This is a genomic window from Vibrio sp. M260121, assembly GCF_036533715.1.
In the GTDB taxonomy this organism is placed as follows: domain Bacteria; phylum Pseudomonadota; class Gammaproteobacteria; order Enterobacterales; family Vibrionaceae; genus Vibrio.
The window spans coordinates 331,807-347,744 of record NZ_JATABF010000001.1; the positions used below are offsets into that span (position 1 = coordinate 331,807).

The following is a 15,938-nucleotide window of genomic DNA, read 5'->3' on the forward strand; positions in this document are numbered from 1 at the left end:
AATATTCTCCATTGAGGTAAAAATTCAACTCAACACTTAAAAGTGTCTGTCTCATAACAAAATTGTTTAAAAAACAAGCGAAGCGTTGAGTTGGATAGAATTTTTTAGATTCATCGAAACATATTACCTGTCAAATCGTCAGCTTCAACCTTTATATTCATTTTGGAGGGGAGAATTTTCCTATTTATTCTTCCTTTGTTCCTCCGACAGGGTAAATTGGTTAAGTAATGACTCCAAACGCTCAGAAAGGTGCTCTAAATCGACGCTGATCTCGCGAGTATGCGATGCGGATTGAGAAGTCTCGTTTGCGTGCAAGGTAATCGTATCGACTTTGGCTTGAATGTGTTTACTCACCCCGGAAGTGGTTTGAGTTTGCTGCTGAATATTTTCGGCATGCTTCAACACTTGATGCATTTCATCCACCACGTTTCTCATTGTTGCCGACAACGCTTCGACATCGACAGAGCGTTGATGGGCAAACTCACACACACTATCGGCCGAACTGAGAGACTCTTCACTGCCTTGTTGGAATTGCGAAATGATGGTTTCAATATTGCTGGTGGCTTCCGCTGTACGGGAGGCAAGATTACGTACTTCATCAGCGACGACAGCAAAACCTCGACCTTGGTCGCCTGCGCGAGCTGCTTCTATTGCTGCGTTTAAGGCGAGTAAGTTTGTTTGTTCAGCAATGCCTTTGATCACGCCAAGAATAGAAGACACTTCTTCCGTTTGTTGATTTAACGTTGTTATCTTTTCACGCACTTTGTCGATGTCGGTGACTAAGCTCTTAATGTCTTCGCTAACATGATGCGCTTGGCCAGCACTGCTTGTTGCGACATCGACGGTGTGATTGACTAACGTGGTGGCATCAATGGTCGCTTGCTCGACAACCCCTTGTTGGTCAAGCATTCCAGTAATGTTGGTCTGGACTTCGTTGGTTTCGACTTGTTGATTATCGGCGGCTTCATCAGTGGATTGAGCAACATCGGTGAGCCTATTTGCTGAACCTGCAAGGGAATGTGAGGTCTCACGAACCTGTTCGAGGCTTTCACAGACCGTATCCATAAAGGAGTTGATAGAATCGGACAGTTGTCCAACTTCATCCTTTTGACTGTGTTCTAAACGCTTAGAGAGATCTTTGCTGGCACTCACATTAGACATAAATCGCGAGGTTCTCTGAATAGGACGAACAATGATCTTGCGAATCAGCCCCATGGTGATCAAGAAACCGACAAAAGCGATCACCGACATGATGCCCATTGCAAACATGGCTTGTTTGTTAATCAGCGAAGTAACGTGGTTCATATTGTACTCAAGACGAATCGCTCCGAGTACTTCACCCTCAGGAGCGATATGGCAAGAAACACAGTTTGTGCCTCGGTAGTTTTCGCTCGACTTCATCGGCAATGCAACAACCAGACCTTTTCCCCAATCTGCACTGATTGGCTCAATCACTAACTCTCCGCTAAGTGCGCGTTGGTCTATATCATCAACAGGCTTTTGATTGGCATCCCCAGGCCCATAAAATTTGGAGACGGTATCAGCACGTAAGACGCGCACCTGCTCTATGCCTTCTTGAGCTAGGGCTTTTTGACGCAATGTTTCTTTCTGCGACATGGTGCCGGTTAGCATCATCATATTTAGGCTATCGAAGTAGTTGCTTGCCTTATCGTGGAGCTGTTCACTAAGGACATCATTGATAAGCATTTTTTGTTGATAGTACTGGTAGCCCGTCGATACCGCGAGAACACAAGTGAACACCGCAATAAGAGCCAGTAGGAGCTTAAAGGTTATAGTTGAGCGCATATTTTTTATAAGTGTATTTGGAACGAACTCCACAATATTAAGGGGTTAGCGAAATTTGAGCGATGAATCGCCCGAATGAATGTGACCCTAAACAGAGTAGGGTTATGTAAATGTGATGTAAGTAGTGTGTAATCAATTGTTTGGCGTGGTGCCAAAAATGCGACAGTGAAAAAAAGGGGCTCAAATAGGGTCAGTAATTTGCGTCTTTAACCCATCGTTAACCAGAGATAGGTTAGGGTAGCGTCCGTTTTCACACGTTTATTTCAAACGCGCGTGTGAGGGCAGGGGTAATCTAACCAACGGCCCTGCGTTAGATTCCTAAACCATAACTTTTCTGGCATTTTCCAGACTTTGGCAATTATCTCCTCATAGGTGATTGCCTTTTTTATATTTGAGTATTTTGTGTGATGATATCTTCACTGACCGACTTTAACGATTGCGCTTGTAAGCTTTGTGGCAGCTATTGATAAAGGTTGTCATTAAAGGGTGAATTCCTTAGTATTGCGTGTCTTTTTAAAGCCTGAGAATCAAGATGAAAACAGAATTATACAAAGAGTTTATGTTCGAAGCGGCACACCACTTGCCACACGTACCAGAAGGTCACAAGTGTGGACGCTTACACGGGCACTCTTTCCTTGTTCGTCTTTATGTAGAAGGTGAAGTAGATCCGCATACAGGTTGGGTTGTTGATTTCGCAGAAATTAAAGCGGCATTCAAGCCAATTTACAACCGCCTAGACCACTACTACTTGAATGATATTGAAGGTCTAGAAAACCCGACTAGTGAAGTACTAGCAAAGTGGATTTGGCAACAACTTAAGCCAAGCCTGCCTCTACTGAGCAAAGTAGAGATCAAAGAAACCTGTACTGCAGGTTGTATCTACAAGGGTGAGTAAGTTCCCTTTGCACTCCTATTAGAAAGGCAAGTCACGCGGCTTGCCTTTTCTTTATCTGATTATCTGGATTTGCTCTTTTTAGCGAGGCCAAATAGTTAAACAAAACCAAATGCCGGCAGAGTAGAGGGCGCTAGTAACCTATGCCGTTGCGAAGCGCGAACTGTACTAAATCCGCATGGCTATCGAGTTCTAACATATCCAACAGTCGATACTTGTGCGATTCGATGGTTCGAGGGCTGAGGTTCAATTCGGTGGCAATCTCTTTTGCCGATAAGCCTTTCGCCAACAAACCCAGCACATCACATTGACGATGGCTCAAGCGCAACATGCGGCGATTTTCATTGTCCGTCTTCATGTCTGGTCTGTGCAAACTGCGGTGAAGCTTTGAGTGTTGCCAAAAGGATAACCACATATGGGAAATGAACGTCACTTGCTCCAATTGCGTTTCGGTTAATCCACAGCGGCCGCTACCGAACAAAGTAAAAGACAATCCACCCCAACGTTGACCAAATTGAGTTAGCGGAATCGTATAGTGACAACATGCGCCTTGGGCAGAAAGCATACGCAAAACGACAACATCGCTAGTGGCGAGCTTGTTTTTGTCGAAGATTTGAATCTCTTCCGAGTTGCCAATCAGGCGCAGGTAGCGCTCACCGTCTTCCACGCCGACTTGTTCAGCAGTCAGGATCTTGTGAGGAGCCCGCGCAACGGAAAGGGTCTTCCCTTGATTGAAGAAAAGCATGGAGTTTGGGAACATCGTCATGCGATCGATCTCAAACCAATCCATTGCTTCAAGCATGAATTGTTCGAGTTGGTTTTGACATTCATCTGCGTGAGAAGTCGTCAAACTCTTCGCTTGACGTATCATGAGTGCTTCAAAACTGGTTCCTGTCGTTTTACCTATATCGCTGCCCATAAAAACTGGCTCATCTTATCGTTTTTTATAAATGCAGTAATTTTACTCTACATCCTGTTCATATCATTCTGCAGAATGGCTCTCGCATTATTTCGAAGTTTTTCGAATAACATACACTATATCCGTTTTATCTCAAGGAGAGAGTTCACGCACGTATGAGCAAAGAGCTCCAACTGCATGGATATCGTGGCTTTTTTAAAATTATAGTTATTGGTGAATGGCGAGCAAGTCTCCGCCGCTTAATCATAGTCCGGAGAGGTTTTAATGAAAATGGTAAAACTGCGTTACCGCACAGGCTCATACTGTAGGTGGGTTGAAGTGGTGGTATCAACGTTTGTTGCTGAAAAATTAGCAAAAGAATACACAGGTTACGGCTGGCAAGCGGAAGTAATGGCAGTATGACTTAGTAAATAGGCAGGCTCGTAAAGAACCTGCCTATTTTGATTTAGGGGGTAAATCAGCTTAATGCGTGGCGCAAGATCAGTGCTTTTCCACTCTCTTCGTAAATCGTTTTCTGGGTGTTTTCAAAACCCGCCGATTCAAACAGTTTAATACCGACTTTATTTTGGTTTGCGACCGTTGCGCACACCGAACTGCTCTCCGCATCAATCGCGTAGCCATACATCATCAACTTTTGCAGTGTCGACGTACCAATGCCTTGTTGTTGGAATCGTTTGTCGATCATGATGTAACTCAGGCCCAATTCATGACGCTTCGCAAAAGGGGCGTGTTGAGCAAACGCTTTGTCAATCACCAAATACCCGACAGTTAAGTAGTCGTGGAAGATGGTGTAAAAAACTTCTGATTTCGTCCTATTTTGGTAAGCCTGTTCAAATGGCTTAAAAAATCCTTTTTGATTTTCATGCACTTCCAATTGCATCAAGCTAGCAAAATCCTTTAGCTTGGCAGGTTTAATGGCGATCATGTTCTGAATCTATTCAGAGGCGGTAAACACAATACCGCCATTATAGTTGTGGATATTAAAAGTACGCAATCTGGTTATGTACAGATTTTGTCAATAAATTGAGGGAACTAGCGGCAAAGTGGATAGTAGAAGCCTTGATGGATGTGAGCGCCCAATGTGGTGAGGAGATGCGCACATTCTGCAGTTTCAACCCCTTCTACGATAACCGTGCAGTGATAGGTATGACCCATGGCAATTAGCTGGCGCAGAGTTTCAACTTTTTTGTCGTCTTGCTTCAAGTTCATCACAAACAAACGGTCAATCTTAAGGTAGTTGGGCGTGATGTGGCTGATAAGCTCAACGTTGTTATTCCCAGTACCAAAATCGTCAATACTGATCTTGCAACCCATCTCTTTGAGCTTGCTGATGTTGTCGAAGATTTCTCGGGTGTAATACATCGAGGCGTTCTCGGTGATTTCAATGGTCAGCAGTGAGCAATCGAGTTGGTTAAGCTGTCGATACAAACGAGTAAAGTTATGGCCTTCAAGCAGAGAAGGGCACACATTAATGCTCAATGGCGCAAGCAGCGATTTCGAGTCACCGAAGACGGTTTTGATCACCAGTAGCGTGTGGTTTATCAGCAATCCGTTCGCTATCAAACTCTCTATAAAACGTTGAGTGTTTTTAACTTTAAAACGGGACAACACCTCGTAATGGATGTTCTGCCGGTTAGACGTATTGTGGATTGGCTCTAGCTTGAGATTAAATTCGCGGATTGCCCACAAGTAAGTCAGCAGGGAACGCAGCTTTTTATGCCTGATAGCGAACATTAGTATGAAGCTCAAAATCAAGATGCTCGTAATAGGGCCAGAGACGTAATAGATCTCCTTATAGCCATTGTCGTTGACGTTATAGAGGAAGGACTGCCCACGAGTATCACCGATTTCTAACGCTGTGCCGGTGTTAGTACACACTTTCATCCCGGATAAGAACATGCGAGACATGTGGCTCTCAATGTTATTCGACAAATTGATGTTTTTCACTCGAACAAGAACTTGAGCTCCATCGAAAACAAAAGAGTGCGTGGTGTAACTGTCGTTGTTTAACCAAGTCTCACGGTCTCTTTCGTTGACCGGAACCACAGCTTCTGGCGTGACTAAGCAGCGAATATTGTGCTTGTCTGTCATTAAAGCGGACTCAACCAATTGCACGTTATCGAATAAACCACGAAGCTGGTCTTCATGTTCAAAACAGCTGCGCTGAGCAAGGTCGTGGGCAAAATCCATCGCGCCATCGAAATAGTTTTGTCTGACGATGGTACTGATAGTGTAAAAACACACGGCGACATAAAGCAGCATGGTAAACGTGATAAAAAACAGCAGATTGAAGTAAAGCGCTCGGCTTCGCAAACAAATGCCTATCGCCACTCTAACGCTGTGCAGTGCGTGTTTGTGGATTCTTGATTGTTGCAGTAGTCCATCTTTTTGCGCGTGTTGGCTGTTGTAAGGCACAAAATATCCCTTTCGGTGGATGTTTTCGATAAGAGACTTTTGCGTCTCGACGTGGTTCTTCGTCAGTTGTCTGAACTTCTTTCGTATCGACGCAACAGCGTTCTTAAATCCATTTTCCGGCAACATCAAGTGATGTTGCGATGACAACTTCTTTTCGATTTTCCTCTGACTGATAGGCGCGTTTAAGCTACCAAAAGCGGCAATGGTGCTGAGGATTAAATATTCAATTCTGTTGACGGGGATAGCGGAGTGAATGGAGTTATTGAGCTGTAATGAAAGTTCTTTTTCGGACAAGCAAACGCAGATTTGGTTTCCAAGTTCAAACCTAATCATGTGTTAAAGCGCTCCAGGATTATTTTTTGAATACGTTATCAATATTGGGTTAGCAGGTATGTGACCTTCTACGGGCATATCCTAAACTTCTGGATATAGTCGTAATTTTAGATTTTTTTATAAAGCTCAATCTAGAGGGAATTTTTCTTAGGCGAGGTTTTTAAGGAAAAAAGCAAATTAAAAAAAGCCCGAGCACATGGCTCGGGCTTTTCAATTCAGAGAGGAGGGGATTAGCAAATCACTTTGATTGCTAGACCGCCTTGAGATGTCTCACGGTATTTCGCGTTCATGTCTTTACCTGTCTCTAGCATGGTTTCGATAACCTTATCTAGAGAAACCGTAGGAGCAGAAGAGCGACGTAGAGCCATGCGAGTCGAGTTGATTGCTTTCACCGCAGCAATACCGTTACGCTCGATACATGGAACCTGAACCTGACCTGCAACTGGGTCACAGGTTAGACCTAGGTTGTGCTCCATTGCGATTTCTGCCGCCATACATACTTGCTCAGGGCTACCACCCATAAGCTCAGCAAGGCCTGCTGCCGCCATAGAACATGCCACGCCAACTTCACCCTGACAGCCAACCTCTGCACCAGAGATAGACGCGTTGCGCTTGTAAAGACCACCGATTGCGCCAGAAGCAGCAAAGTAACGGATGTAATCTTTTTCAGTCACAGTTTGGATGAACTTATCGTAGTAAGCCAGTACCGCAGGGATGATGCCACACGCACCGTTAGTTGGTGCTGTAACAACGCGACCACCTGCTGCGTTCTCTTCGTTTACTGCGAAAGCAAACATGTTTACCCAATCAACAACCGACATTGGATCGTTCGTTGTTTTTTCAGAAGTAAGCAGTTGCTGACGAAGTGCTGCTGCACGACGAGGAACACGTAGTGGACCAGGCAGAATACCTTCTTCGTTCATACCGCGATCCATACACTCGCGCATTGTGCGCCAGATGTTTGCGAAGTATGTACGAGTCTCTTCATCAGAGTGCAGAGAGTGTTCGTTCTTCATTACCAATGCGCTAATAGAAAGACCGCTTTCTTTACACTGGTGAACAAGCTCTTCTGCTGTTGTGTATTCGTAAGGAACCTTGATTGGGTTCTCTACTTCTTTACCGAAGTTCTCTTCATCAACGATGAAACCACCGCCGATAGAGTAGTAAGTCTTTGAGTACACTTTTTCGTCTTCGATCCACGCGTGGATCTGCATGCCGTTTTCGTGAAGCTCAAGGTTAGTAGTATGGAAGTTCATACCACCATCTTTCGGGAACGATACTGTATGACAGTGCATGCCAACAGGTAGGCGCTCAGTTTCTTCTACGCGAGCGATAAAGCCCGGAATAGAGTCGATATCTACTTTCTCAGGGGAGTTGCCTGCAAGACCCATGATGATCGCGATATCCGTGTGGTGACCTTTCCCTGTCAGTGATAGTGAACCATAAACGTCAACGGTGATTTTAGTGATGTCGCGCAATTTTCCCATTGAGCGTAAATCATCAATAAATTCTTTACCCGCTTTCATTGGACCTACAGTGTGTGAGCTTGAAGGACCAACGCCGATCTTATAGATGTCAAAAACACTAATCATATCGATTACCTCAGAACAAAGCCTCCCAAGGGGAGTTGGGAGGCTTTTTATTATCGTTATATTCTTGAATTAATCACGCTTTTATAGAGAGCGGTGATTAAAGAGCGCCGTAGATTACAGAACTAATTGCTGCAAGACCACAGATTGCTGTGAAAATCTGTACAGGTGCTGAAGTTTTGTACTTCGCCATTGCAGGAACTTTGTTCATAGCGAATACAGGCATCAAGAATAGGATAGCTGCAATCATTGGTGCACCCATCGTTTCAATCATGCCTAGGATGCTTGGGTTAACGATAGCAACGATCCAAGTAGTCACAACGATGAAGATTAGAGATGCTTTTTCGATCTTGCTCTTAGGAGTTTCAGAGCGAGATTTGATTAGACCAACTAGACCTTCGTGTGCGCCTAAGAAGTGGCCGAAGTAGCTTGAAGTGATTGCTGCGAACGCCACTAGAGGACCCATGTAAGAGATAAGTGGAGACTCGTGAACGTTAGCTAGGTAAGACAGTACTGAGATGTTTTGTTCTTGCGCAGATGCTAGTTGCTCTGGAGATAGAGAAAGTACTACAGAGAATACGAAGAACATTACAAAACCCATTAGCATCATCGCTGCACCGCCAGTGATCGCGTCAGTTTTCTTAACTGCGTCATCACCGTATACACGACGTTGTTCTTTAGAGAACTGAGAGATGATTGGGCTGTGGTTGAATGAGAATACGATGATTGGAATTGCTAGCCAAACGATTGAAGGCATTTCGCCCCAGTTTGGAGACACTTCCATCATTGACGTATTCCAGTCAGGAATTAGGTAGAAAGAAAGCGCTAGTAGGATGAATACTAGAGGGTAAACCATTGCTGATGTTGCTTTCAGCATTAGCTCTTTACCGAATACTACACCCGCAGTCATAGCAGCGATTAACGCGCCAGATAGTAGCCAGCGAGGGATAGATTCCATACCCATTTGGTTCACTAGGAAAGAGTCAACCGTGTTTGTGATACCAACACCGTAGATTAGTACGATTGGGTAGATAGCGAAGAAGTAAGCGAAAGTAATAAGGTTTGCGCCAGTTTTACCGAAGTGCTCTTCTACTGTGTCAGTGATATCAGCTTCAGGGTTTTTCGCAGAAAGTACGAAACGAGCTAGAGATTTGTGTGCGAACCAAGTCATTGGTGCCGCGATTAGAGCTAGGATAACTAATGGCCAGAAACCGCCAGCACCTGCTTTAATTGGAAGGAAAAGTACACCTGCACCTACTGCTGTACCAAATAGGGACAAACACCAGGTGAAGTCTTTGTAAGAAAACTTACTAGACGATTGTGCGGTTGAAGCCGCAGAAGTAGTTGTATTCATTTTTGAGTTACTCATTTTGGGAACAGGAAATAAGTCGGGGCCAATTTTGCAAGATTTTGCACTAGGAAAATTAGATCTAAATCATGTATTGCTCGAGCTTATTGAATGATATGTCAAAAACCTGCTTTTTATCACGAAAACGGCGTGCTACACGTGATTATTGCTAATGAGTGAAATTAGAAAAACTTATCTGAAGCGGTTGGTGTATAAATTTTTCTCACCGCAAGCGTTTGCCTTATAAAAATCAAATTAAACTAATGTGAATTGATGTTTGAAAAATAACTTTTTATTAATATAGATGCACATGATGTTTGGCTTGGTGGGTGAGTTACCATTGATAAGGCAGTTAGTTAGAAATGATGTGTTTTTGCATCGATTCGATAATTTGTGCTGTCATTCCCCAGATAAAATGACGCTGGTAGGGGATTGCAAACACGCGGTGACTTGTCTTTCTTAGGTTGAATTTTGTACTGTAAAGCTTCTCTGGGTTCAAAATATGGTTGGCTGGCACTTCAAAAACTTCCGCGACTTCATTTTGGTCGATGCGAGTTGTGTAGTCTGGTGAAACGAAGGCCAAAAATGGTGTCACATTAAACTGGCTAATAGTAGGTAGCTTAGGTAACTGACCAAAAACCTGTATATGACTTTGGTGAATACCAATTTCTTCTTCTGCCTCTCTAAGAGCGGTATTGACCAAGGTGTGATCGTCATTCTCATATTTTCCTCCAGGGAAGCTGATTTGCCCCGGATGATGTCTCAGATGCTCGGCGCGCTTGGTCAAAATGACTTGAAGACCTTCTTCACGTTCAACAAATCCAATCAAGACAGCGGCATCTCTTAAGGTATTTTCTTTGAGGTGAGCTAAGCGCCCTAAAGACTCGCGGTGATAGCCCGTCGGCAGTTGTAGTTGGAAGTTTTGTAACAGTGTTGATTTATCGATGACCAAAGTGAAATCCTTATCCCCAAGTTGAGTGTGCTTTTGATGGCGTTGTGCGCATATTAATTTGAAACATATAGAGTTATACACCATTCTTTATTTTAAGACGTCACTATAAGGTTAGTTGAAGACGATGAAAGGGATAATTTTCACAGAGTTCATGGAGTTAGTGGAGGACAAGTTTGGTCTGGAAGTGCTTGACCAAGTCTTGGACCTGTCTAATGATGAAGGCATTTACACCTCGGTAGGCAGTTATGACCATCGAGACCTTGTTAAGTTGATCGTTAACCTCAGCAAAGTGTCTGACATTCCGCCAGAAAAATTACAAGAAGTGTTTGGTGAGTGCGTATTTCAAAATCTACTTAAGTCCATTCCAAACCATGCCAGTCTTCAACAGTGCACCACCACGTTCCAATTTGTGCGCCATGTAGAAGACTTTATTCATGTCGAAGTGAAAAAGCTTTACCCAGACGCCAATCCACCGCAATTTGATTTTATCAATGAAACAGAATCAGAAATGGTGTTTGATTATCGAAGCGCACGTTGCATGGCGCATGTTTGTGTCGGCCTGATACAAGGTTGTGCGAACCACTTCAATGAGAGTGTCGTTGTTAAACATCAAAACCAATCGGATGACGGAAGCCAAGTACGTTTTTGGCTGGAGGCTCAATAACTCAATATGACGGGAAGTTCCTCACTAGAAAGGAAACTCAAACGAGAAGTCGCGTCACGAAAAGCGGCAGAAACACTGTTAGAGCAAAAGAGCATAGAGCTGTATGAGTCCAATCAGCAACTGAGTGTCGCATTGAAAAAACTCGAGATGAAATCTGAGAACGACTTACGTAAGTTCGAGTTTGAAGAACAAATCGATGCAACTCTGATCAAGTTTGGACGAACGTTCCTTTCTAGCACCTTTGACGAGACCATGATTGCCAGTTTCTTGGAGCAACTGACATCAAACTCGGTGGTTTCCGGTGCCTACTTATCTTTGAGCCAAGAGCATCTCTCATCGTTGCGTCGCCATCAGTTTGGGCATCTCGTGCTCGCTCATGAAAACTCGATACAAACCAAGCCTCATTGGATCGAGAATCGCCTCTATTTACCGATCATTATTGACTCAGCGATCTTGGGTGAGCTGATCTTTTCTGTCGCTCTTGATCAAGTCGATCAAGAGTTCACTTCAAAACAAATGGTGTTGGTTTCCGATCTGGTGCACGGGGTTATCAGCCGACACTTGAGTTTAGAGCGAGAGGTTGAGTTGCGTAAACGGGCAGAAGCGTCTGAGAAAGCAACCAAAGAATTTGTCGCGATGATCAACCACGAGCTTCGTACTCCGTTAAACGGCGTATTGGGCAGTGCAGAGTTGCTGAGCAAAACCGAGCTGGGGGATGAACAGCAACAATACCTTGGTAACTTGATCCAATCCGGTGATTTACTTCGTGTCATCATTAATGACTTGCTCGATTTCAGTAAAATGAATGCGGGTATGATGGAAATCATCGATAAAGTTTTTGCTTGGAAAGATTTAGAGAACGCATTAACCGGTGTGTTTGCTGCGAAAGCGGCGGAAAAGCGCATTCATTTTTCGATCGACAAAAAGCTCGGCATTCCAGAATTTCTTGTGGGTGACTTCGAACGCATCACCCAGATTTTAGTTAACCTAATCGGTAACGCGATTAAGTTCACTCATCTCGGTGGCGTGGTTCTACGCGTCGAGTGGGTCGATGGTTATGCGCATTTCGAAGTGGAAGACACAGGCATTGGTATTCCTTTAGAGGCGCAGAAAGCGCTGTTTGACCCTTTTGTACAAGCTGACCGTTCCACCAAGCGAAGCTTTGAAGGCTCTGGTTTAGGTTTAGCAATCTGCAAGAACTTAGTCGACTTGATGGATGGTGAAATTAGTTTCGTCAGTGAGCCACGCAAAGGCACTACCTTTAAAGTCGTTGTGCCGCTCAAACAAGGCGAAGCACAGGGAAGGGCTGCTGGTGACGTGTCTGTCGGTAAATACATCGAACTGGCAGGACGCTCGGTGTTGGTGGTAGACGACATTCGTATGAACCAAGTGATTGTCACTCAAATGCTCAAAAAGCTCGATATCAAACCAGATTTAAAAAACAACGGACTAGAAGCGCTCGATGCGGTAAAAGAGAAAGACTACGAGCTAATATTTATGGATTGTCGTATGCCAGAAATGGACGGTTATGAAGCGACGGTACATTTGCGCGAAGACGGCTTCACTAAGCCAATCATTGCGCTGACTGCAGGGACAACCCTAGAAGAGAGAAAAAAGTGCATTGAATCTGGCATGGATGACATTCTCACCAAGCCTTATACCGCTGCTGATATAGAACAAATCATGTGTAAGTGGCTCGACGAATGATGCACAAGTTCCCTTGAGCAGCAACAAGCAGTGATCAGCCAAAAACAATGATTAACAAAAACTAGGGATAAACAAAAACGGCTCTGTTATTACTGCAGAGCCGTATTTCTGAGTACTTAAAAGCGCTTTAAGTTACTTCAGCGCCGGTAAGATCTTGGACAGTTTGTCTAGCGTCTCTTGATATTCTGCTGCGCAATCACTGTCTGCCACGACGCCGCCGCCGGCCCAAGCGTAGAGCTTGTTATCTTCTGCAACCAGAGTACGGATCGTGATGCTGGTATCCATACGACCATGGCGTGAGATATAACCGATACTGCCACAATATGCGCTGCGACGATGCGGTTCTAACTCTTCGATGATTTGCATTGCTCGCACTTTTGGCGCACCAGTAATTGAACCACCAGGGAAGCAAGCTCGAAGCAGATCGGCTGCGCTGTATTGTGTATCCAAATTGGCGCGGATGGTGCTGACTAAGTGGTGCACCGCAGGGAAGCTTTCAATATCAAATAGCTTTGGCACATGAACGCTGCCCGGTGACGCGACGCGGCCAATGTCATTACGCAGCAAGTCGACGATCATTAAGTTCTCGGCTTGGTCTTTCTCTGCGGTTTGCAGATCGTGCGCATTGGCTTGGTCAAGCTCAGCATTTTGGCTACGTGGACGTGTACCTTTGATTGGCTTGGTTTCAATGACGTTGTCTTTAAGCTCCAAAAAGCGCTCCGGTGACACGCTTACGATCGCCGAATGAGGCATGCGAATAAATGCAGAGAAAGGGGCTTGGTTCGCCGCTTCTAGTTTTGTGTAAGCTTGCCACTCGCTTCCTTGATAAGAAGCATTAAAGCGCTGTGCCAAGTTGATTTGGTAACAGTCGCCACTCAACAAGTATTCTTGAACACGGTCAAAACGTGAAGCGTAAGACGCTTGCGTCATGTTCGATTGCCAATCGCCAATCAGCTTGAAGTCTTCAACATCATCTAGAGATTGTGAATTAAGCCATTGCCACGCTTGCTCAGTGTTTTGACCTACAACACAAGCTTTTTCTAGTTTGTGGTCTACCACCAGTGCCCATTCATATAACCCAACAGCCATATCTGGCGTTTGAAGGTCTTTGGTTGCCAGTTCTGGCATAGACTCGACACGGCGGCCTAGATCGTAACTGAAATAACCCAGCGCACCGCCGACAAACGGCAGATCCCACTCTGCGCCTAACTCAAGGTTTGGCAAAAGCTGTTGTTGAAGCTCGTCTAACAGCGAGAACGGGTCATCTTGAGAGACGAATTTTTGCGTGTCGGTTTTGATTTGCGTCTCGCCAGCGATGATCTCCAGCGTTGCGATTGGATTGGCAACCAATACATCAAATCGGCTGTCGATGTGCGTCTCAGAAGCGGAGCGTAAAAGCATCGCCCAAGGCTGCTGTTCGATACGAGAAAATAGGGAAATAGCGAGGTCGTTGGCATAATCCAATGCCTTAAAATCAAGCAATTGCGTATCCATGTTGTTCATTTGTTTAAATTGTGACAAAGAGTTCGTTCACTGCATGGCATGTCATGGGCAGCAAGAGTATCATATTCATCTGTATAGCCAAACTACCTCTATACAAAGGCTTTGAGGTGGTTTTACTATATGAGAAGGCGACTTCAATAACTCGTGTGTCGATATCAGCCGTTCGACAATTGTTTACATAAAACGAAGCTCATTTAAGGGCAATAAGCTCAACAAACACGACAGAAGCCAAGCCAATAATGGAAGCAAAGCATAACAATAATGAGGCATGCAATGACGGTAATACGCACGCAGGATGTCATCAGCAGTGTTGCTGATGCGCTACAGTATATTTCTTACTACCACCCGCTAGACTTTGTTCAAGCCCTTGAAAAAGCCTACCACCGTGAAGAGAGCCAAGCAGCGAAAGACGCTATCGCTCAGATCCTAATTAACTCCCGTATGTCGGCAGAAGGCCATCGACCGATTTGTCAGGATACAGGCATCGTGACTTGTTTCGTGAACATCGGTATGGGCGTTCAATGGGATTCGACCGACATGACGGTTCAGCAAATGGTGGATGAAGGCGTTCGACAGGCTTACACTAATCCGGATAACCCATTGCGTGCCTCGGTTCTGATGGACCCTGCGGGCAAGCGAATCAATACTAAAGACAACACACCAGCAGTCGTGCACATCAATATGGTGCCAGGCGATAAAGTGGAAATCCAAATTGCTGCGAAAGGCGGCGGTTCTGAAAACAAAACCAAGATGGTGATGCTAAACCCATCTGACGACATTGCAGAATGGGTAGAGAAAACCCTACCAGCAATGGGCGCAGGTTGGTGTCCACCGGGCATGCTTGGTATTGGTATCGGCGGTACCGCTGAAAAAGCAGCCGTATTAGCAAAAGAATCTCTGATGGGGCACGTCGATATTCAAGAACTGATCGATCGTGGTCCTCAAAATGCGGAAGAAGAGCTTCGTCTTGATATCTTCAACCGTGTAAACAAGCTGGGTATTGGTGCGCAAGGCCTAGGTGGTTTAACAACGGTTGTTGACGTAAAAATCAAAACCGCGCCAACCCATGCCGCGTCTAAGCCTGTGTGCTTGATTCCGAACTGTGCAGCGACTCGTCACGTGCATTTCACACTAGATGGCAACGGTCCTGCTGAGCTAACGCCACCGAAGCTAGAAGATTGGCCAGGTATTACTTGGGAAGCGGGCGAGAACACACGTCGCGTGAACTTAGATACCGTGACCAAAGAAGAAGTTCAAGAGTGGAAAACCGGTGAAACGGTTCTGCTGTCGGGCAAAATTCTAACTGGTCGTGATGCTGCGCATAAACGCATTCAAGGCATGCTAGAAGCGGGTGAAGGTTTACCTGCTGGCGTTGATTTCAAGGGTAAGTTCATTTATTACGTTGGCCCGGTTGATGCCGTCGGTGATGAGGCCGTAGGTCCTGCAGGTCCAACAACCTCAACACGTATGGATAAGTTCACAGACATGATGTTAGAAGAAACAGGCATTATGGGCATGATCGGTAAAGCAGAGCGCGGTCCTGCAACAGTTGAATCTATCAAGAACCACAAAGCGGTTTACTTAATGGCAGTTGGCGGCGCGGCGTACCTAGTTGCTAAAGCGATTAAGAAAGCTCGCGTGGTGGCATTCGAAGACCTAGGCATGGAAGCAATCTACGAGTTTGAAGTCGAAGATATGCCTGTAACGGTGGCTGTGGATTCAAATGGCGCGAACGCTCACCAAATTGGTCCAGATACTTGGAAAGTAAAAATCCAAGAAATGGAAGCGTAAGCTGCTGCCCTGTCAGGTT

At 45.0% G+C, this 15,938-nt stretch carries 13 protein-coding genes; 5 read left to right on the plus strand and 8 right to left on the minus strand.

Annotated features, from left to right (window positions below; all coding sequences use genetic code 11):
* Window positions 1-180 precede the first annotated feature (180 nt).
* Window positions 181-1,806, minus strand: coding sequence for a methyl-accepting chemotaxis protein (locus tag QTO06_RS01500; protein ID WP_331406646.1), 1,626 nt, complete (start codon window positions 1,804-1,806; stop codon window positions 181-183).
* Window positions 1,807-2,338: 532 nt separating this feature from the next.
* On the opposite strand from QTO06_RS01500, the gene queD reads away from it, so the two are divergent.
* A complete protein-coding gene (gene queD / locus QTO06_RS01505; protein WP_005376896.1) occupies window positions 2,339-2,701 on the plus strand; it encodes a 6-carboxytetrahydropterin synthase QueD in 363 nt (120 codons plus the stop codon).
* A gap of 130 nt (window positions 2,702-2,831) precedes the next feature.
* Here queD and QTO06_RS01510 read toward each other — a convergent pair whose 3' ends face one another.
* Window positions 2,832-3,617 carry a response regulator transcription factor gene (locus QTO06_RS01510; protein WP_331406647.1) on the minus strand — a complete coding sequence of 262 codons (786 nt, stop codon included), beginning with the start codon at window positions 3,615-3,617 and terminating at the stop codon, window positions 2,832-2,834.
* A 264-nt stretch (window positions 3,618-3,881) separates the two neighbouring features.
* Between QTO06_RS01510 and QTO06_RS01515 the strand changes: the two genes are divergently transcribed.
* Window positions 3,882-4,019 carry a hypothetical protein gene (locus tag QTO06_RS01515; protein ID WP_173399923.1) on the plus strand — a complete coding sequence of 46 codons (138 nt, stop codon included), beginning with the start codon at window positions 3,882-3,884 and terminating at the stop codon, window positions 4,017-4,019.
* A gap of 55 nt (window positions 4,020-4,074) precedes the next feature.
* Here the strand turns inward: QTO06_RS01515 and QTO06_RS01520 are convergent, their stop codons facing one another.
* The 5 genes from QTO06_RS01520 to QTO06_RS01540 form a co-directional block, all read right to left on the minus strand.
* Window positions 4,075-4,542, minus strand: coding sequence for a GNAT family N-acetyltransferase (locus QTO06_RS01520; RefSeq protein ID WP_039988359.1), 468 nt, complete (start codon window positions 4,540-4,542; stop codon window positions 4,075-4,077).
* Window positions 4,543-4,649: 107 nt separating this feature from the next.
* Window positions 4,650-6,365, minus strand: a complete 1,716-nt coding sequence (gene tpdA, locus QTO06_RS01525; RefSeq protein WP_331406648.1) for a cyclic di-GMP phosphodiesterase TpdA — start codon at window positions 6,363-6,365, stop codon at window positions 4,650-4,652.
* A 230-nt stretch (window positions 6,366-6,595) separates the two neighbouring features.
* Window positions 6,596-7,957: an L-serine ammonia-lyase gene (locus QTO06_RS01530; RefSeq protein WP_005438813.1), complete on the minus strand. Its 1,362-nt coding sequence runs from the start codon at window positions 7,955-7,957 to the stop codon at window positions 6,596-6,598.
* Window positions 7,958-8,054: 97 nt separating this feature from the next.
* Complete coding sequence (locus QTO06_RS01535) at window positions 8,055-9,308, minus strand: aromatic amino acid transport family protein (protein ID WP_009706862.1); 1,254 nt, start codon at window positions 9,306-9,308, stop codon at window positions 8,055-8,057.
* A 346-nt stretch (window positions 9,309-9,654) separates the two neighbouring features.
* Complete coding sequence (locus QTO06_RS01540) at window positions 9,655-10,254, minus strand: CoA pyrophosphatase (protein WP_331406649.1); 600 nt, start codon at window positions 10,252-10,254, stop codon at window positions 9,655-9,657.
* A gap of 124 nt (window positions 10,255-10,378) precedes the next feature.
* On the opposite strand from QTO06_RS01540, the gene QTO06_RS01545 reads away from it, so the two are divergent.
* Both QTO06_RS01545 and QTO06_RS01550 read left to right on the plus strand, forming a co-directional pair.
* Window positions 10,379-10,918, plus strand: coding sequence for a heme NO-binding domain-containing protein (locus tag QTO06_RS01545; protein WP_009706860.1), 540 nt, complete (start codon window positions 10,379-10,381; stop codon window positions 10,916-10,918).
* 6 nt (window positions 10,919-10,924) lie between these two features.
* Window positions 10,925-12,625 carry an ATP-binding protein gene (locus QTO06_RS01550; RefSeq protein WP_331406650.1) on the plus strand — a complete coding sequence of 567 codons (1,701 nt, stop codon included), beginning with the start codon at window positions 10,925-10,927 and terminating at the stop codon, window positions 12,623-12,625.
* 132 nt (window positions 12,626-12,757) lie between these two features.
* Here QTO06_RS01550 and pabB read toward each other — a convergent pair whose 3' ends face one another.
* Window positions 12,758-14,128 (minus strand): aminodeoxychorismate synthase component I, encoded by a 1,371-nt coding sequence (pabB, locus tag QTO06_RS01555; protein WP_331406662.1) that lies wholly within the window; start codon window positions 14,126-14,128, stop codon window positions 12,758-12,760.
* Between the two features lie 273 nt (window positions 14,129-14,401).
* Here pabB and QTO06_RS01560 point away from each other — a divergent pair, with 273 nt between their 5' ends.
* Window positions 14,402-15,919 carry a fumarate hydratase gene (locus QTO06_RS01560; protein ID WP_331406651.1) on the plus strand — a complete coding sequence of 506 codons (1,518 nt, stop codon included), beginning with the start codon at window positions 14,402-14,404 and terminating at the stop codon, window positions 15,917-15,919.
* The last annotated feature ends 19 nt before the right edge of the window (window positions 15,920-15,938 follow it).